Annotated in this window: 11 protein-coding genes; 7 read left to right on the top strand and 4 right to left on the bottom strand. The window is 67.8% G+C overall.

Annotated features, from left to right (window positions below):
* The 3 genes from BIU97_RS07225 to BIU97_RS07215 all read left to right on the top strand — a co-directional run.
* The coding region (locus BIU97_RS07225) for an RluA family pseudouridine synthase (protein ID WP_071297317.1) at positions 1–709 on the top strand (709 nt) is incomplete at its 5' end.
* A gap of 461 nt (positions 710–1170) precedes the next feature.
* Entirely contained in the window at positions 1171–4653 is a 3483-nt protein-coding gene (gene dnaE / locus BIU97_RS07220; protein WP_071256207.1) for a DNA polymerase III subunit alpha, read from the top strand.
* Positions 4654–4715: 62 nt separating this feature from the next.
* On the top strand, positions 4716–6191 hold the full coding sequence (locus BIU97_RS07215) for a hypothetical protein (RefSeq protein WP_139195937.1): 1476 nt from the start codon (positions 4716–4718) through the stop codon (positions 6189–6191).
* Between the two features lie 81 nt (positions 6192–6272).
* Here BIU97_RS07215 and BIU97_RS18030 read toward each other — a convergent pair whose 3' ends face one another.
* Both BIU97_RS18030 and BIU97_RS07205 read right to left on the bottom strand, forming a co-directional pair.
* Positions 6273–7706 carry a glycosyltransferase family 2 protein gene (locus BIU97_RS18030; RefSeq protein ID WP_139196296.1) on the bottom strand — a complete coding sequence of 478 codons (1434 nt, stop codon included), beginning with the start codon at positions 7704–7706 and terminating at the stop codon, positions 6273–6275.
* Between the two features lie 20 nt (positions 7707–7726).
* Entirely contained in the window at positions 7727–9097 is a 1371-nt protein-coding gene (locus BIU97_RS07205; RefSeq protein ID WP_071297315.1) for a glycosyltransferase, read from the bottom strand.
* A 161-nt stretch (positions 9098–9258) separates the two neighbouring features.
* On the opposite strand from BIU97_RS07205, the gene BIU97_RS07200 reads away from it, so the two are divergent.
* The 4 genes from BIU97_RS07200 to BIU97_RS07185 are packed head-to-tail and all read left to right on the top strand — an operon-like array spanning position 9259 to position 16163.
* A complete protein-coding gene (locus BIU97_RS07200) occupies positions 9259–10080 on the top strand; it encodes an ABC transporter permease (RefSeq protein WP_071254561.1) in 822 nt (273 codons plus the stop codon).
* 11 nt (positions 10081–10091) lie between these two features.
* Positions 10092–10805, top strand: coding sequence for an ABC transporter ATP-binding protein (locus BIU97_RS07195; protein ID WP_071297314.1), 714 nt, complete (start codon positions 10092–10094; stop codon positions 10803–10805).
* Positions 10805–13507 (top strand): bifunctional glycosyltransferase/CDP-glycerol:glycerophosphate glycerophosphotransferase, encoded by a 2703-nt coding sequence (locus BIU97_RS07190; RefSeq protein WP_083420841.1) that lies wholly within the window; start codon positions 10805–10807, stop codon positions 13505–13507. The genes BIU97_RS07195 and BIU97_RS07190 overlap by 1 nt, the downstream gene beginning before the upstream one ends.
* Positions 13500–16163: a bifunctional glycosyltransferase/CDP-glycerol:glycerophosphate glycerophosphotransferase gene (locus BIU97_RS07185; protein WP_071297312.1), complete on the top strand. Its 2664-nt coding sequence runs from the start codon at positions 13500–13502 to the stop codon at positions 16161–16163. Before BIU97_RS07190 ends, BIU97_RS07185 begins: the two co-directional genes overlap by 8 nt.
* On the opposite strand, the gene BIU97_RS07180 is transcribed toward BIU97_RS07185, so the two are convergent.
* Both BIU97_RS07180 and BIU97_RS07175 read right to left on the bottom strand, forming a co-directional pair.
* Positions 16151–17617: a glycosyltransferase family 61 protein gene (locus BIU97_RS07180; protein ID WP_175472423.1), complete on the bottom strand. Its 1467-nt coding sequence runs from the start codon at positions 17615–17617 to the stop codon at positions 16151–16153. The two genes, BIU97_RS07185 and BIU97_RS07180, sit on opposite strands and share 13 nt — an antisense overlap.
* A gap of 241 nt (positions 17618–17858) precedes the next feature.
* A complete protein-coding gene (locus tag BIU97_RS07175) occupies positions 17859–19463 on the bottom strand; it encodes an endonuclease/exonuclease/phosphatase family protein (RefSeq protein ID WP_139195936.1) in 1605 nt (534 codons plus the stop codon).
* Positions 19464–19552 lie beyond the last annotated feature (89 nt).

The following is a 19552-nucleotide window of genomic DNA, read 5'->3' as shown; positions in this document are numbered from 1 at the left end:
CATCGTCCCCGCCGTCGTGCCCGGCATGACGGTCGTCCACGACGACGAGGACATCGTCGTCGTCGACAAGCCCGTCGGCGTCGCCGCGCACCCCTCGCCCGGCTGGGACGGCCCGACCGTGCCCGGGGGCCTCGCGGCCGCCGGGTTCACCATCGCGACGTCCGGCGCCGCCGAGCGTGCCGGGATCGTGCACCGCCTCGACGTCGGCACCTCGGGCCTGATGGTCGTCGCGAAGACCGAGGTCGCGTACACGCACCTCAAGCGCGCGTTCAAGGAGCGCACGGTCGAGAAGGTCTACCACGCCCTCGCCCAGGGCCACCCCGACCCGACGTCCGGCACGGTGGACGCCCCGATCGGCCGGCACCCGTCGAGCGACTGGAAGTTCGCCGTCACGGCCGACGGCAAGCCGAGCGTGACCCACTACGAGACCCTCGAGGCCTTCCGCGCCGCCACCCTGCTCGAGGTGCACCTGGAGACCGGTCGCACGCACCAGATCCGCGTGCACATGGCCGCCACCCGCCACCCCCTGGTCGGCGACACGATGTACGGCGCCGACCCGGTGCTCGCCGCGGAGCTCGGCCTCACCCGCCAGTGGCTCGACGCCGTGCGGCTCGGCTTCGCGCACCCGCGCACAGGGGAGTGGGTGTCGTTCGAGGCGTCCTACCCCGACGACCTGCAGGCCGCGCTCGACCGCATCCGCGCCGCGTAGGCGCGGGGGACGTCGCTGCTCGGCGAGAGGGCGCGATGTGTCGTCCGGAGCGTCTCTGGGCGACACATCGTGCCCCTTGGACGTCCCGCTCACGGCGCGTCGTGCCCGCTCGGCGTCGCGCCCCGCGCGTGTCCCGACCGACTGCCGGACGGGAGGCGCGTGGCGGCGCCGCCCCGTGCCTCCCGTCCGGTCCGGCGCTGCACCGGCATCGGCGCCGCGTGCGTCGGGCGGCGAGGCCGCGCAGTCGGCCGCGTGCGGCGCCGCCGACCGGCAGTTCGTGCGACCCCGGCGGCCGGCCCGCGGCGTGTCGCGCGACCTCGTGCGCCGGGGCGAGGGACACGCGCGGGATTGTCCCCAGCCGCGGTTAGGCTTGTCGGACCCAGCAGCAAGACCGTTCGACCGGAGGCTCCGTGGCGGATTCCGACTCCTTCGTCCACCTGCACGTGCACAGCGAGTACTCGATGCTCGACGGCGCTGCCCGACTCGGCGACCTGGTGGCCGAGACAGCCGCGCAGGGCATGCCCGCCGTGGCGGTGACCGACCACGGCAACATGTTCGGCGCGTTCGAGTTCTGGAAGGCCGCGAAGGCCGGCGGCGTGAAGCCGATCATCGGGACCGAGGCGTACATCACGCCCCGCACCCACCGCACCGACAAGACCCGTGTGCGCTGGGGTGACGGCGGTGGCGATGACGTGTCCGGCGCCGGGTCGTACACGCACATGACGATGTTCGCCGAGAACACGACGGGCATGCACAACCTGTTCCGGTTGTCGTCGAAGGCCTCGATCGAGGGCTACTACTTCAAGCCCCGCATGGACATCGAGCTGCTGCAGGAGTACCACGAGGGCATCATCGCGACGACGGGCTGCCCCTCGGGCGAGATCCAGACGCGCCTGCGCCTCGGGCAGTACGAGGAAGCGCGCCAGGCAGCTGCCGACTACCGCGACATCTTCGGCAAGGAGAACTACTTCGCCGAGATCATGGACCACGGGCTCGAGATCGAGCGCCGGGTCATGAGCGACGTCATCCGCCTGGCGAAGGACCTCGGCATCCCGCTCGTCGGCACGAACGACCTGCACTACACGCACTCGCACGACGCGAAGTCGCACGCGGCCCTGCTCTGCGTGCAGTCCGGTTCGACGCTGAACGACCCGAACCGCTTCAAGTTCGACGCCGACGAGTTCTACCTGAAGACCCCGCAGCAGATGCGGCACGTCTTCCGCGACAACCCCGACGCCTGCGACAACACGCTGCTCATCGCCGAGCGGTGCAACGTCGAGTTCGACACCGCGGCGAACTACATGCCGAAGTTCCCGGTCCCCGCGGGCGAGACGGAGCACACCTGGTTCGAGAAGGAGGTCGCGAAGGGCTTGCAGTACCGCTACCCCGGCGGCATCCCGACCGAGGTCCAGGAGCGCGCCGACTACGAGGTCGGCATCATCAACCAGATGAACTTCCCGGGGTACTTCCTCGTCGTCGCCGACTTCATCAACTGGTCGAAGGACAACGGCATCCGGGTCGGCCCCGGCCGTGGTTCCGGCGCCGGCTCGATGGTGGCGTACGCGATGCGCATCACCGACCTCGACCCGATCCGGCACGGCCTGATCTTCGAGCGGTTCCTCAACCCGGACCGCGTCTCGATGCCCGACTTCGACGTCGACTTCGACGACCGGCGCCGCGGTGAGGCGATCAAGTACGTCACCGAGAAGTACGGGTCGGAGCGCGTCGCGCAGATCGTCACGTACGGCACGATCAAGGCGAAGCAGGCGCTGAAGGACTCGTCCCGCGTGCTCGGCTTCCCGTTCGGCATGGGCGAGAAGCTCACGAAGGCGATGCCGCCGCCCGTGATGGGCAAGGACATCCCGCTCACCGGGATCTTCGACAAGGACCACCCGCGCTACAAGGAGGCCGTCGACGTCCGCACGGTCGTCGAGACCGACCCCGAGGCGAAGACCGTCTTCGACACGGCACTCGGGCTCGAGGGGCTGAAGCGCCAGTGGGGCGTGCACGCGGCCGGCGTCATCATGTCGAGCGACCCGCTCATCGACATCATCCCGATCATGAAGCGGGAGCAGGACGGCCAGATCGTCACGCAGTTCGACTACCCGGCAGCGGAGTCGCTCGGCCTGATCAAGATGGACTTCCTGGGGCTGCGGAACCTCACGATCATCAGTGACGCCCTCGACAACATCAAGTCGAACCGCGGCATCGACCTCGACCTCGAGACCATGGGGCTCGAGGACCCCGAGGCCTACGCCCTGCTGCAGCGCGGCGACACCCTCGGCGTCTTCCAGCTCGACGGCGGCCCGATGCGCGGTCTGCTGCGCCTCATGAAGCCCGACAACTTCGAGGACATCTCCGCGCTCATCGCCCTGTACCGTCCGGGGCCGATGGGTGCGAACTCGCACACGAACTACGCCCTGCGCAAGAACGGCGAGCAGCCGATCACCCCGATCCACCCGGAGCTCGAGGAGCCCCTGGCGGAGATCCTCGGCGGCACCTACGGCCTGATCATCTACCAGGAGCAGGTCATGGCCATCGCGCAGAAGGTGGCGGGCTTCTCCCTCGGCCAGGCGGACATCCTCCGCCGCGCGATGGGCAAGAAGAAGAAGTCCGAGCTCGACAAGCAGTACGCGGGCTTCGAGAAGGGCATGCTGGACAACGGCTACTCGGCGGCCGCGATCAAGACGCTGTGGGACATCCTGCTGCCGTTCTCCGACTACGCCTTCAACAAGGCGCACTCGGCGGCGTACGGCGTCGTCTCCTTCTGGACGGCGTACCTCAAGGCGCACTACCCGGCCGAGTACATGGCCGCGTTGCTGACGAGCGTCGGCGACGCCCGTGACAAGCTCGCGCTGTACCTGAACGAGTGCCGCCGGATGGGCATCAAGGTGATGCCGCCGGACGTCAACGAGTCCATCGGCTTCTTCGCCGCCGTCGGCGAGGACATCCGCTTCGGCATGGGCGCGATCCGCAACGTCGGGTTCAACGTCGTCGACGACATCGTGCAGGCGCGCACGGAGAAGGGCGCGTTCGAGTCCTTCCACGACTTCCTGCGCAAGATCCCGATCTCGTCGGCGAACAAGCGCACGGTCGAGTCGCTCATCAAGGCCGGTGCGTTCGACGAGTTCGGCGACTCCCGGCGCGCGCTCGTCGAGATCCACGAGGGCGCCGTCGAAGGTGCGGTCAAGGTCAAGCGCGACGAGGCCCACGGCAACGTCGGCTTCGACTTCGACTCGCTCTTCGCCGAGGTCGCCGAGGAACAGCCGTCCGCTGCCGCGGTGTCCCAGGTGCCGGACCGCCCCGAGTGGTCCAAGCGCGACAAGCTCGCGTTCGAGCGGGACATGCTCGGCCTGTACGTCTCCGACCACCCGCTCGCCGGGCTCGAGATCGAGCTCGCCAAGCACCAGTCGATCACCATCGCCGACCTCATCGGGGCCGACGACTCGATCGAGGGCGAGACGGTCACCGTCGCGGGGCTCCTGACGAGCGTGCAGCACCGGGTGGCGAAGTCGAGCGGCAACCCGTACGGCATCGTCGACATCGAGGACTTCGGGGGCCAGATCGGCGTGATGTTCCTGGGCAAGACGTACCAGGAGTTCGGGCCGTCCCTCGTCGCCGACTCGATCGTCGTGCTGCGTGGTCGCGTCAACGTGCGTGACGACGGCAAGGCGCTGCACGCGGTGAGCATGTTCCAGCCGGCGATCGGCGACGGGATGGGCTCCGGTCCGCTGACCCTGTCCCTGCCCGAGCGGCAGGCCACCACCACGACGGTGACCGAGCTCGCGGCCGTCCTCGGTCGGCACCAGGGCGAGACCGAGGTGCGGCTGAAGCTCCTGAAGGACGACGTCGCCCGGACCTTCGAGCTGCCGTTCCCGGTGAACCTGACACCGGACCTGTTCGGCGAGCTGAAGAGCTTGCTCGGCCCGCGCTGCCTGGTCTGATCGGTCGAGCGGTGGGGGAAGCGAGCACAGTGGAGTGAGCACAGTGGAGTGAGCACAGGAGAGTGAGCACAGTGGAGCGAGCGCGGGTGGGCCGTGGGACGGCCGTGCTCCTCGGTGCTGTCGTCGCGGTGGCGACGGTGCTCGCCACCGCGGGGTGCACGAACCACCTCAACGCGGGTTCCGGTGCCGGCGAGGACTTCGCGGACCACTTCCGCACGGTGGACGGCGTCGCAGCGGTGACGGGGAGCGGGACGAACAACCTGCCGTTCAGCGGCGAGGCGTCGGTCGCCGCGGTCCTCGACGACGACCTGTCGGACGCCCGGCTGACGGACCTCGTCGACGAGATGGGCCGGTACGCGGCCGACCACACGAACGGTTCACTGCGCTGGTCGGGCCGGATCGTGGTGGACGGCTACCAGATCCCGCTCGCGGCGAAGCGCACCCCGAACCACCGCACACTCGACCTGCTCGCCGAGGTGCGCCACGACGACCGCTTCGACGGCGGCGAGATCGACCCCGAGTGGCGGATCGCCCTGCGGGCCGCGGCGACGGACGACCTCGTCACGGCGTGGCACCGGGCCCGCGAGCTCTCGACCTCGGACGACGCGTCGGTGCTGGCCTACTCGGGTGTCCCCGACGACTCCGACCGGCCGGAACACGACGCCAGCTGGGTGCTGTCCTCGACGGACCAGGACGCCCGCGACCTGTACGACGACCTCAACTCCGGCGGGGCGCCGCGGAAGCGCTCCGTCCCCGAGGGGGACGGCGCCACCGCGCGGCTCGCCGCGCAGGTGATGGCCGTGCCCGACGTCGACGGCGCGGTGATCACCCCGTCGTCCGTCTCCGCACACGCCACGTCGTTCGCCCGCACCGACTCCGTCCGCCGGGCCGTCGAGGCGCGGGCACCCGACGGAACGCTCGTGCTCGTCTCCGGTGGTCCCGTGCACCGGACGGGGGCGGGGGACCACGCAGCGGCCGACCGGGTCGTGGACGCCGTCCTCGCGTCGCAGCCGGACCTCACGCGCGTCGAGGAGGCACCGGACCGCGTCGGCGTCGTCGTCCCCGACATCGACACGGCGACGACGCTGGCCGGCGTCGTCGGCGCAGTGCACCCGCCGGCGGCGGTGGACCGCGTCGACCTGGCCACTGACGAGTCCGCCCTGGGCGACGTCGTCGAGACGGACACCCAGCTGGTGATCAGTGCGCCCCCGGACGCCCTCGTCCGTGCCGCCCGGATCGCCGCGGCACTCGATGCGGACGGCCCGGTCGTGGTCCGTCTGCCCAGCAGCGCCGAGGGGCAGGCCGACGTGCGGGTCACCGTGCCGTCGTCCGCGTCGTTTCCCGGACTCGCGAAGACGCTCCGTGCGCTCGACCTGCAGGGTGCGTCGCTGCAGATCCGGTTGCCGTCCGGTGCCGACAACGGGTCCGGCACCGTGAACGCCGACCTCGACGACCCGACCGACGTCTCCGCCGGCAGCGACGCGGCGGACCAGCGCACCGCTCAGGCGTGGCGTGACGCCTGGGCAGCGAGCCGCTGACGACCGCAGGCGGTCACCACCCGTCGGCCGGGAGGCCCGGGGCGGCTCCCTGAGGAGCCTCCGGTCCGTCCGGTGGGTGCGTCAGGCGCCGCGGCCGGTGATCGCCCGGATGCGCGCGACCACGCGGGGGTTCCGGGCGCCGAAGCTCAGCGCCGTGAGTCGCCGCAGGGACACCGTGGCGCGGTGCACGAGCAGGCCGGTGGCCTCGGCGATGTCGGAGACGGCGAGCCAGCGCGCCCGGAGCGACTCCACGTCGATCTCGGTGGCCGCGGCGGTGCGCACGAGTGCCACCAGGTCCTCGCCGCTGCGCCAGGTGGTCGTCTGGTTCTCGAACCGCCGCTGGATGCGGTCGATCGCGGCGGCCCGGTGGTTCGCCACCGCGTGGGACCACCGGAGGTCATGTGCCACCGGGTCGACGAGGATCCACCGCGGAGCGTTCGCGTTGAGCGCCGTCAGCTGGCCGAACGTCGTCAGGGCGCCGAGCGCCACCGCCACGTCGAAGATCTGGCGCGGGCGTCCGTTCACCGCGATCGCAGCACCCGGGAACGCCTGGCGGGCGGCACGGATCTGCGACTTCGCCACGATGACGGTGACGACGACGTCCACCGGTGCCGCGGCCAGGGTGGCGCGCGCGGACGCCAGCACGGAGTCCGTCAGGTCCTCCGGCAGGTGCAGGGCGACCCGGACCACGTCGTCGTCCGGCATGAAGGCGTCGGCGAAGACGTCGACGGCGTCGCGGTGCCGGGCGAGGAAGAGGGCCACGGCGCCGGCGTAGAACGGGTAGCGCTCGAGCAGGATGCGCTCGTGCTCGAGCCGGAGGGCCGGCCCGCGGTCGCCGCTGAAGCTCGTCGAACCGGTGTGCAGCACGAGGGCCCGGTTGGCGAGCACCGAGGTGAACCCCTGCTCGTTGATCCGGAGGCAGAAGTCGTTCTCCTCGCCGTAGCCGGGGGAGAACCGCTCATCGAAGAGGCCGAAGCGATCGATCATCTCGCGGCGGATCAGGAAGCAGAAGCCCATCGCGACGGGCGACACCGTCGAACGCGGCAGCAGGTACTTCGTCCGCCCGTGCAGTTCGCGGGTGCGGCGCGGCGACAGGTTCGCCCGCGGGTTGCGCCGCGCGTACGGGAACGAGGCGATGGTCGCGTTGTCGCTCCGGGCGCACACGACGCCGATCGTGTCGTCCGAGGCCAGGACGGCGGTCATCTCGTCCAGGAATCCCGGCAGCGGCACCGTGTCGCTGTTGAGCAGCAGGACGTCGTTGCCGGTGCGGTCGAGCTCGAGGACGGCGCGGTTGCAGTTGCCGACGAAGCCCAGGTTGCGCGGGTTCCGGGTGTACTCGAAGCCGTCGTGGTCGCCGACCAGTTCGAGGACCCGTGCCTCGATCTCGTCGACGCGGGGCCCGACGTCGTTGGCGAGCAGCACCCGGTCGGTCGTGAAGTCGACCGAGTCGAGGAGCGCCTCGATGCAGCGCTCGAGTCCGGGCAGGTCGTCGTAGATCGGGACGACGATCGTCACCGGACGGCGCTCGTCGCGGGTCACCGGCGCACGAGCTTCCGGACAGCGGCACCCGGCCGCGCCAACACCCGGCCGACCAGGCCGGACCGCGTGCGCACCCGGTTCGCGAGCAGGCCGACAGCGGCACGGGCGCTCGTGGCGCCGAGGGCGGCGTAGGCGCCCGGCAGCTCGAACCAGTAGCGCGCGGCCTGGGGGAGTCGGTAGCCCTCGGTCCCGACCAGGGCGACGAGCCGCGCGATCGCGGCCGCGTTGTCGTGTCCTGCACCCATGACGGCGGCGAGACGGTCCGGGGCAGCCGCACCGTGCCTCCTGACCGATGCCGGGTCGGCCGCGTACGCGGCGATGGCGTCCGTCAGCGCAGTGGTGTCGTCGGCGTCGACGAGCGCACCGGTCACGCCGGGTTCGACCAGTTCGGCGCTGCCGCCCTGGCGGGTCGCGACGACCGCCTTGCCGAGCGTCATGTACTCGGCGGTGGTACGACCGAACGCCTCGATCGTCGAGGGGGTGATGCAGACGTCCGCGGCCTCGACGTAGGGAGCGGGTGTGCGCTGCTCGCCGGTGAACACCACGTGGTCGGCGACACCCAGGGCGCGGGCGCGGTCGGTGAGGCGCTGGTCCTCGCCGGGGTGCTTCCAGCTGCCGACGAAGCAGACGCTCGCCGTCACCCCACGAGCGCGCAGTGCGCCGAGCGCGTCGACGACGCGGTGCTGGCCCTTCGACTCCTCGACCCGTCCGACCACGGTGATGCGGAGTCCGGGGTCGGCCTGGGGGAACGGGGCGACCGCCGGAGCGTCGGTCCGCGTCGCGCGGAGCCGCTCGCTGTCCACGGTGGGGTACGCGACCGAGAGCTTGTCCGCCGGGATGTACCGGGCGAGGTGTTCGCGCATCGCCTCGGAGTTCGTCACGACCGCACCGGCCAGCAGCCCGATGTCGCTGAGCACGCCGGCACGTCCGGTCTGGAACTGCAGCCCGTGGTCGAGGTCGCCGTACTCGCGCACGAACCAGGCCTGCGGGATGCCGAGGACCGCGGCGGCGAACGACGCCCACGGCGCCACGAGCGTGTTGGTCACGACGAGGTCCGGCCGCTGACGCTCGTACAGGCGGATGAGCGCGTTCACCGCGGCGTAGTCGACGGTGGCGAACGCGGCCCGCTCGGCGGCGGGGGCGGGCTGCGGGCTCGGCAGTGCCCAACCGCGGAACCGGAGCGCGTCGTACGACCAGCCGCGCTCGTCGAGGGCCTCGATGAACTTGCCGCGAGGCGCCTTCGTGACGAAGGTCGGCGTCATCGTCGGGTCGGACGCCAGCCAGTCCTCGACGAACCGCAACAGCGAGCGCTCCGCACCACCGAGGTTGACGGGCGCCGTCGAGTGGTTGGCGAAGCTGACGAGCACTGTGCAACTCTACAAACGATTGGCCGAGTGTTCGTCATCTCGACATGTTTTGTTGGTTCCCCGCGGGACGCGGGGGATTCGTCCGGAGCCTGTGCGAGAATACCTCGTCCCCCATCCGATCAGGAGCGTCCCTGCGCTCCGGAGGAGCCAGCACCCGGAGCATGACGTACCTGAACCAGCTCATGTCGTCGCGCGAACTGCTGGCGAACCTCACCGCGCGCGAGGTCAAGGGCAAGTACCGTCGCACGGTCTTCGGCCAGCTGTGGTCGCTGATCAACCCCCTCGCGACGATGCTGATCTACACGATCGTGTACTCGTTCATCTTCCGCGCGCGGCTCGAGGTGGGCGATCCCAGCGGTCTGAACATCTACCCGCTCTGGCTCATGTGCGGGCTGCTGCCCTGGATCTTCGCGCGGAACGTCATCAACTCCGGCATGACCTCGATCGTGGCGAACGGCTCGCTCATCAAGAAGGTCTACTTCCCGCGCATGACCCTGCCGCTCGCGGCGGTCGGCTCCTTCGGCTTCACCTGGCTCGTCGAGATGGGCGTGCTGTTGATCGCACTCGCGATCGCCGGATCCAACTTCTGGCTGTTCCTGCCGCTCATCCTGCTCACGATGGTGTTCCTCGCGATGTTCGCGGCCGGGGTCGGGCTCATCCTGTCGATCGTCAACGTGCACTTCCGCGACATGCAGCACCTGGTCGGCATCGCGCTGCAGATGTGGATGTACCTGTCGCCGATCATCTACCCGCTGTCGCTCGTCGAGGACGCCGCGAACAAGGCCGGGCACCCGTGGATCATCCACGTCTACAAGCTCAACCCCATCGAGCGGTTCTCGACGGTGTTCCGCAACCTGATGTACGACAACCGCCTCCCGAACTGGACCGACCTGGTCGCGTGCGCCCTCGCAGGATGCGTGTCGCTCGCACTCGGCTACGTCGTGTTCTCCCGCAACGAGAAGAAGCTGGCCGAACTGCTGTGACCGATGCTGCCGTGACCGTCGAACACGTGTCCAAGCGCTTCCGCATGTACCACGAGCGGAACGACTCGCTGAAGAGCATGGTGATGCGGGGGAAGAAGTCCGTGCACGAGGACTTCTGGGCACTGAAGGACGTCTCCTTCGAGGTGCCGCAGGGAACGACGTTCGGGCTGATCGGCAAGAACGGCTCGGGCAAGTCGACCCTGCTGAAGTGCCTGGCGAAGATCCTGTGGCCGGAGGAGGGGGCGATCACCGCTCGTGGCAAGCAGGCTTCGTTGCTCGAGGTGGGCTCGGGCTTCCACCCGGAGCTCTCCGGGCGTGAGAACGTCTTCCTGAACGGCTCGATCCTCGGCATGAGCCGCAAGGAGGTCGCGCGGAAGTTCGACGAGATCGTGTCGTTCTCCGGCGTCGGCCACTTCATCGACCAGCCGGTCAAGAACTACTCGTCGGGCATGTACGTGCGACTCGGGTTCTCCGTCGCCGTGGCCGTCACCCCGGACATCCTCGTCGTGGACGAGGTGCTGGCCGTGGGTGACTCGACCTTCCAGAACCGCTGCCGAACGAAGTTCAAGGAGATGAAGGAAGAGGGCCGCACCGTCATCCTCGTCTCCCACTCGATGAGCACGGTGAAGTCGATGTGCGACGAGGTTGCATGGCTGGACAGCGGTGAGCTGAAGCAGATCGGTGATCCGGAATCGGTCATCAAGGCTTACGACGCAACCGTCTGATGACCAGCGCGCCCTCGTCCGACCCGACCCCTCAGAACGACATGTCGAGTGGACCCAGATTCCGTCTCGCCGCTGTGTTCGCGACGTTCAACGTGGCCCGGTTCCTCCCCGACCTGCTCCGGTCGCTGGAACAGCAGATCTACCCCATCGAGCAGGTCCAACTCGTGTTCGTCGATGACGGTTCGACCGACGACAGTTTCCTGATCCTCGACGAGTGGGCAGCCGAACGGGCTGGACACGTGACGGTCGTCCGTCAAGAGAACGCATGGGTTGCGGCAGCACGGAACACAGGTCTGCAGCTGGTCGACGCTGAGTGGGTGACGTTTGCCGACCCAGACGACGTCCTCGACCTCGGGTACTTCGCCGAGGTGGACAAGTTCGTCGAGCTGCACGGCCACGGCCCGGTCAACCTGCTCGCGACGCACCAGATGCGTCTGCTCGAGACCGGTGAGCTGCGGAACACGCATCCGCTCCGGAAGAAGTTCAGCAAGGGGTCTCGCGTCGTCGACCTCCGTCTCGAGCCGTTCATCCAGCTCGCCGTCAACTCCAGTTTCTTCCGCGTCGACGCTGTGCGACGCCATGCGCTCGAGTTCGATGGACGGGTGCGGCCGGTGTTCGAGGACGCGCACTTCATCGGCAAGTACCTCCTGTCGACCGACTCCCATCACCTGGGTGTCCTCGCGTCCGCCAAGTACCACTACCGCGTTCGGGGCGACGGGACGTCGCTGATGGAGTCCCACCACGACAAGGCCGGCAAGTACACCGATGTCGTCGAGTACGGTCTGCTCGACCTGGCTGAGCGGGCTGCGGCAACCGGGCCGCTTCCGCGATGGCTCGAGAACACGCTCCTCTACGACCTCTTCTGGTACTTCAAGAACGAGCGCGCCATCGAGTCACGGACCGCCCTCGCCCCACCGGCGGTGTTCGAGCGGTTCCACGAACTCGTCGGCCGGGTGCGAGCATTCATCTCGGACGAAGCTGTCCGCGTCTTCGACATCATGGGCGTCGAAGCTGCAGTCCGACGTGCCGTCCTCATGGGGTACACGGGTCGTCCTGAGCACGCCGACCTGGTCCGGTTGACCCGGGTCGACGAGACCTCGCAGCAGGTCCGGATCTCGTACTGGTTCACCGGGGACCAGCCTGAGGAGCAGTGGGTGGTCGACGGTCGTGACGTCGCGCCGCTCCACGAAACGGTCCAGGACTACGTGTTCTACGGGCATGCCGTCCTCCGACAGCGACACGTGTGGCTGGACCGAGGCCTGCGGACGCACGTGTTGCTCGGCGGTTCGCCAGTACCCTTCGGCACGGATGCGGTCGTCGAGCCCGAGTTCGAACTGACCTCTCGCCAGTTGCACCCGGTGATCATGCAGCAGCGGGCACGTTTCCCGCAGGCTTGGGACGGCCTGGATCGGCCCGCGGTGCGATGGGCGGTGTCGGCTGTGCGTCGGTCGGTGGCGAGTGCTCTCGGCAAGCAACAGCGGACCGACCTCGCGCTTGCCCTGCGCGCTCGTTCGCGTTCGATCCGGTCGCGGTTCACCGATGCGTGGGTCTTCATGGACCGGGACAACCAGGCGAACGACAACGCCGAGCACCTGTACCGCTGGGTCCGCCGGCACCGCCCAGAGATCAACGCGTGGTTCGTGCTCACCGAGTCGTCACCGGACTGGGCGCGGCTCGAAGCGGAGGGGTTCCGTCTCGTGCCCTACGGGACGCCGACGTGGCGCGCGCTGCTGTTGCATGCGGCCCATCTCGCCTCCTCCCACATCGACGCCTACGTCGTACAGCCGCTCGACGCTGCACGCTTCGGGCCTCCGCGGTACCGCTTCACCTGGCTGCAGCACGGCGTGACGAACTACGACATCTCGCGGTGGATCAATCCGAAGCCGATCGAGGCGCTGGTCGTGGTCACCCCGCAAGAGCAGGCAGCCATCGCCGGCCCCGGTCCGTACTCCTTCTCGGACCGCGAGGTGGTGCTCACCGGGTTCCCGCGTCACGACGAACTCCTCCGCAAGCGGCGTGCGGTGGTCGAGGCCGACCGGGATGCGATCCTCATCATGCCCACGTGGCGCAAGAAGTTGTCCGGGCGGCAGCTCCGGGGAACGAACACCCGCGAGAAGAACCCCCAGTTCCTCGAGAGTGAGTACGCGCGGAGCTGGATCGAACTCCTCGCGTCCGCGGAGCTTCGAGCACTCGCCGAGCGTGAAGGCAAGCGCATCGTCTTCATGCCGCACCCGAACCTCGAGCCCTACCTCCCGGACTTCGACCTACCGAGCGCGATCGAGGTGGTCGGGTACGCGGAGACGAACGTCCAGGAGGTTCTCGCTCAGGGTGCCGTGATGGTGACCGACTACTCGTCCATCGCGTTCGAGGCTGCGTTCCTGGACATGCCGCTCGTCTACTTCCAGTTCGACGACGCGACCTTCTTCGACGGCACCCACGTCGGACGACGGGGCTACTTCGACTACCAGCGTGACGGGTACGGGCCCGTGGCCCGACGTGCGGTGGACGTCACGGACGCTCTCGAGGAGATCGCTGAGGACGGCTTCCGTTCAGCAGAATCCTTCGTGCAGCGAGCAGCCGAGTCGTTCGTCACACGAGACGAGCTGAACTGCCAGCGGGTGTTCGAAGCGATGCTCGCGCTCGACTCCGGCCGGAGGGTCGCCGAACCGGTCCAGAACGAATTGGGGTTGTCAGATGCATGAGTCCTCGCTGGTGAACGGTCCGGGGGAACCGCCCGAGTTCCTCTTCACGGCAGTCATAGCTGCTTACAACGTCGGTCGTTACCTCGACGATCTCTTCGCTTCGTTCGAGGCGCAGACGTTCGACATGGAGCGCGTGCAACTCGTGTTCGTGGACGACGGCTCGACGGACGACACGTTGCTCCGACTGCGGTCGTGGGCATCCGGCCGCGGCGAAGAGGTCGTCGTCGTGACGCAGCCCAACGCATGGGTGGCCGCCGCTCGGAACACCGGGCTGCAGCTGGCGCGCGGCGAGTGGGTGACCTTCATCGATCCTGACGATGCGCTCGACCGCGGCTACTTCGCTGAAGTGGCGAAGTACATCGACATCCACGGCGGACACGAAGGTCTCGCTCTGCTGGCTGCGCACCAGGTGCGGCTCCTCCCTGACGGGTCGCTGGTCGACAACCATCCGCACCGCGCCAAGTTCGGATCGGGGTCGCGCATCGTCGACCTCGCCGTCGAGCCGATCTTCCAGCTGAGCGTCAACTCGGCCTTCTTCCGGAGGAGCGTCCTGGAGGACCGAGATCTCACCTTCGACGGTCGAGTGCGACCGCATTTCGAAGACGGTCACCTGGTCGCCAGGTACCTGCTCGCGTCGGACACTCACCTGCTGGGACTCATGGCCTCCGCGAAGTACCACTACCGGACACGAGAAGACGACTCGTCACTGCTCGGATCGAGTTTCACCGAAGAGGGCAAGTACACGAGCATCCTCCGGTACGGCTACCTCGACCTCCTCCGACGAGCAGAAGCGCTCGGACCCGTCCCTCGGTGGCTCGAGAACACTGTGCTGTACGAGCTGTTCTGGATGTTCAAAGCGCAGTTGGCCATCCACTCGCTGAGCGCTTCTGCGCCAGCACACGTCTTCCCGGAGTTCCACGAACTGGTGGGCGAGATCCTGCGGCTCGTCGCTCCGGACGCCATCCGGAGCTTCGACTTCATCGGCGTGCAGTACGCGATCCGGATGGCGTTGCTCCACGGGTACAACACCAAGCAGCCCTTCAGGTCGTGGTACATCCGATTCACCGAGGTCGACGAAGTCCACCAGCTGGTGAAACTCGAGTACTGGTTCTCCGGCGAGCTCCCTGACGAGCAGATCGTGGTCGATGGTCGGGAGCAGGAGCCAGAGCACGCGACGATCCAGGACTTCGAGTTCTACGGCCGCGTCGTGATGCGCAAGCGGTTCCTCTGGGTTCAGCGAGGTCGTCAGGTGCAGGTCCGGCTCGACGGCGCCCTGCGGTCCATCGGCCGCTGGGAACAGCAGCCCACGAGCGAAGGTCTCACCCCCGGGGTGGTGAACCAGGTGGTGAACGACCAACGCAAGCGTGTCCGTCCTCGGTTCTCCGCTGCGGGAATCCCCTACCGGCGCTACCTCCGGCAGAGTCTCGGGGCGTGGTGGCGGAGCCACCGGTGGTCGTTGTGGAAGGTCGACAACTGGCTGATGGCCTGCTCCTTGCGGCTGCCCTCGGTCCGCCGTCGTTTCGCGCACGCGTGGGCTCTGATGGACAAGAACGACCATGCGAACGACAACGCCGAGCACCTGTACCGGTTCCTCGCTCGCGAGCGGCCTCAGGTCAACGCGTGGTTCATCCTCGAGCGGGACAGCCCATCGTGGTCACGTCTGCGGGCAGAAGGATTTCGGCTGGTCGCGCACGGGTCCCGTCAGTGGAAACAGCTCTTGTTGAGCGCAGACCACTTCGCCTCGTCGCATGCTGACTACTACGTGACGCATCCGATCAACCGCCGCCGCTACGGTCAGCCTCGGTACTTCTTCACGTTCCTGCAGCACGGCGTCATCCAGGACGACCTGTCTCGTTGGCTCAACGGGAAGGATCCGCACCTGTTCGTCACGACGACCGTTCCCGAGTACGAGTCGATCGCCGGTCCTGGGCCCTACAAGTTCTCCAGCAAGGAGACGAAACTCACCGGGTTGCCGCGGCACGACGAACTGCTGCTGAAGCGAGCGGCCGCGTCCGAGCGCGACCGGATCGTCGTCATCCCGACGTGGCGGCAGTACCTGGTCGGAGATCGAGTCGGTGGTGCGAACGAGCGAGCGCGTATCGATCGCTTCGGCGACTCGGAGTACGCTCGTCGCTACTCATCACTGCTCAACTCCGAACGCCTCGCCCAGATCGCTGCTGCGACCGGTAAGCGGATTGCACTGATGCCGCATCCGCACATGCGCCCGTACCTTACGGAATTCGCACTTCCCGACGGCGTCGAAGTGCTGGACTTCGGTGTCGACGACATCCAGGAGGTCTTGGCGAGCGCGGCGTTCGTCATCACGGATTACTCGTCGATCGCTTTCGACGCGGCCTTCGTGGAGATTCCACTGGCGTACTACCAGTTCGACAAGGCCGAGTTCTGGGGCGGTAAGAACCCTCGCCGTCAAGGGTACTTCGACTACGAGCGCGATGGTTTCGGACCGGTGGTGGCTGAGGAAGCGGCACTCGTCGACATGGTGGCGGAGACCGCACAGCGGGCCTTCGTCGTCTCGGAGCCCTTCGTCAGCCGCGCCGCCGCAGCCTTCGAAGCGACCCGTGACGGCGGATCGAGTCGCCGAGTCTACAAAGCGATGCGAGCCCTCGAAGGATCCGGAGAAGATCAGGAGCGCTGACGGTCAGCGAGTTCGTGCATGCGGTCGATGCTGCGGTCGAGGTCGGCTCCGTGCGCCGCGAAGTCGAAGGCCCACGGCGAATGGAACGCTTCCGTCGAGAAGTCAGAACCGTGCTGGATCTCTGATCGAGACCAGGAGTAGTGGAGTTCGTCCGCGAGTGCGGTCGCGTAGAGGAACTCGTTCCGAGCGGTGTACGAATCGTGGGACAGCACCAGTACGCCGTCGAGCCTCTGCGCGAACATCATCGAGAACATTCCGGAGCCGGCGAAGCCCGCGACGATCCGGGCACTCCCGAACGTGGACGCCTGTTCGGCGAAGGGAAGGGTCTCCGGGTACACGATCTCGAAGCCTCGAGCAGAGAAGTGGGCCTCGACCTCGTCGAGGTTCAGGCAGGCTCGGTTCGCCTCGGTGCTCTTGCGGGACACGAAGATTCGCCGGTCCACCGGTCGGGGCTCCACCAGGCCTTCTCGCAGCCGAGACCAGGTGTCCTTCACCAGTGGATGGAAGTGGTACCTCGTGAGGTTCTGCCAGAGGTAGGAACTCCAGACGTAGCTCTCCACCTGGACATCGTCGTGCACCCATTCGATGTCGGCGTCGTCGATACCGAACGCATTGAAGAGAGCCCTCTCGACGGTCGGTGAGAACTCAGCGTGGGGTACCCGGTAGATGGCTCGCAGCGACGGGTCTGCCTCCTTCGCGCGGTCCCAGCCCCAGAGCTTGCTGACCGTCTCGGTCATCGTGTGACCGAAGTGTCCGCTCATGGTCGAACTCAGATCGTAGAACGAGCCCTCGAGGCGTCGCGTCGGTCCGTGCTCTCGAGCACGACCGAACTCTTGGTTGAAGCTCACGAGCTGTGGGTTCGACACACTCCGCGCACGCGCGTGCCGGAACGATGAGGGCAGGACAGTGTCACCGATCAGGGTGAGTCCGTCCCGCCGGATCGTCACGCCACCCGAGACCTTCCGGACGTGCGAGTGGTGGTAGTTCCACTTCTGCGAGGGCAGCCGGGGTTCACTACCGTGTTCGACGATGGTGGTCGAACCGTTGAACGTGCCGCCCGGCTCGGTCCCGAGCACGGCGAGACGAGCGAGCGGGAGTCGCGCAGGCACGACGCGGTTCGCGTTCTCGTCCTTCACCTTGAAGACGTGTTGGCGACCCTTCCGCATGCGGACGACGCCGACGCTCTCGTCGACGGACTCGACGGATCGAGCGGACTCCGTGAAGTCACGTGGGGACCGGTTCGCCTCACCCAGGAGGCCCTCGTCGGTCCACCACGCCGCCGCCCCATCGGTGTGCTCGGTCACGTACTGGCCGCCCTGCTGCACATGGTAGAAGAGCCATTGCCAGCGGAGGGAACGCTCCTGGTCCGTCGAAGATCGCGCATCGACCACGGCACTCAAGCCCCCGAGGTCGACGAGCGCGGCAGTCTCGTCCTGCAGCGTGGCGGCGGACACGGTCCGGAGCCCCGGCCGTCGAGTGGACTCGGGGCCGACGAGGACCACCGTCGGGAACTCGTGGACCAGCCACGCAACGGCCGGGTGGTCCTCGTCGTCGGTCACGAAGGCGACGCGGCCGTGCACCCCTTCGAGTGATCTCGACAACGACCGGGCGGCCTTGCGCCAGTCAGTCCTGGTGTTCACCGATCGCCGGAAGATGCTCATGGAGAAACCCTAGAGCGCCGCAGGGAGGACATCGTCAGCGAACCAGGGGGACGTGCACCTTCGCTTCGATCATGTTGTGGTCGGACGGGATGACCGACGTGCCCGGGTTCCAGTTGTTGACGAACTCGTCGCTGCCCTGGAACCCCTGCGTCAGGATGTAGTCGATGCGTTGTCCGTCCTTGTTCGGGTCGTCGGCCTGCTGGGAAGCGGGCTTGTAGTCGTTGTAGGTCGTCTTCGCCGTCCCGTAGCGGTGCTGGGACGCCGAGGAGTCGTAGAACCCGCCCCGGATGAGCGTCGGCTGCGCGCCGTCGATCGCTTCCTCGGGGTACCGGCTGTCGTTCAGATCGCCTCCGAGCACGACGGGCAGGCGCTTCCCGTCCGCGTTCGCCGGGTTGATCCGGTTCAGCGCGGTCAAGAGCTGCGTCGAGTTCTGACCGAGGAGGGTCTTGCGCGGCTGGCCGTAGGAACTCGACGGGATCCCGTAGTGGGCAGCGACTACGATGAACGTGGTGCCGCTGCCGTCCTTTGCGCGCAACTTCGCCCACGGGGTGTTCGTGTCCGGGGCGGACGAGGCCGGGTAGACCTCGTAGTCCTTGATCCCGGCGAGGACACCGTGGTCGAGGACGTCGTACTTCGTCGGGTCGTAGAGGATCCGGTTGCCCTGATGGGAGGCGCTCACCGTCATGGGCGTGGAGTCGACGAGCCGCAGGTTCGCCAGGCGTCGGTCGAGGTCGAGGTACGCCTGTTCCGAGCCGCTCCCAGCAGACGGGCCGCTCGCCTCCAGGACCGTGAGCACGTCCGGAGCCTTGTCGTTGATGACCTTCGCGATCGCGGGGGCTCGTTTGCTCCAGCCCGGCGAGCCGCTCGTCTCGCAACCCGAGCACTGGACGTTGAAGCTGGCGACGTGGACGGCGGTGTCAGCGGCGACCGGTTTCGTCGGAGTCGGCCACGCACTGACCTGTGCCGACTTCCGCACGAACGTCGAGTTGTAGTAGGTGTTCCGAGCCATCGCACGGACGTAGATCGGGTTGCCGTAGGCGACCGAGGTCAGGTCGCTGTCCGAGCCGGCAAGCGTCCAGGTGCGCTTCGCAGGGTCGAACGCCGACGACCACGGGGTGAAGTGCGGTGTCCACCGATCGGGGGTGCGGTTCTCGTTCGGTCCGGCTGACCAACGGACCTGGTAGTCACTGGCGTTCGCGACCTCCGGTATCGAGACCGTCACGCCGTTCGTGGCGGGCTTCGCCGTGATCGTGCCGAAGGTCGACACCGCGTTCGGCTGGAGCGTGACGGTGACCTTCTTCGCCCAGGCGCCAGCAGTGGTGCCGCTCTTGGCTGCGACCGTGACGTAGTAGGTGGTGGCGGGCTTCAGCGACGTCATCCATGCGCCCACGACCGAGGAGTCCTTGTAGACCGGGCTGCCGAGGTCCGAGCGGGTCGACCACTTGACGACGTAGCTCGTGGCCTTCGCGACACTGGTCCACTTGACCTTGACGCTCTTGCCGGCCCAGTCCTGCGTCGCCTTCGCCACCCCGGTCACCTGAGCGGGTTTGGTTGCGGCCTGAGCGGGCGCGACGACGGCGACTGACGACATCACCATGACCGCGCCGACGGCGACACGTGTGAACCAACGTCGAGACATCTCGACCCCCTGATCTGATCGTCCTCCGACGGTAGACTCGTTCGCCTCCCGACGGTATCCACTGAATGGGGGACCAGGAACGAGGAGTG

This window comes from Curtobacterium sp. MCBA15_009 (assembly GCF_001864895.1).
In the GTDB taxonomy this organism is placed as follows: Bacteria; Actinomycetota; Actinomycetes; order Actinomycetales; family Microbacteriaceae; genus Curtobacterium.
This window is presented reverse-complemented; position numbering and strand designations above follow the sequence as displayed.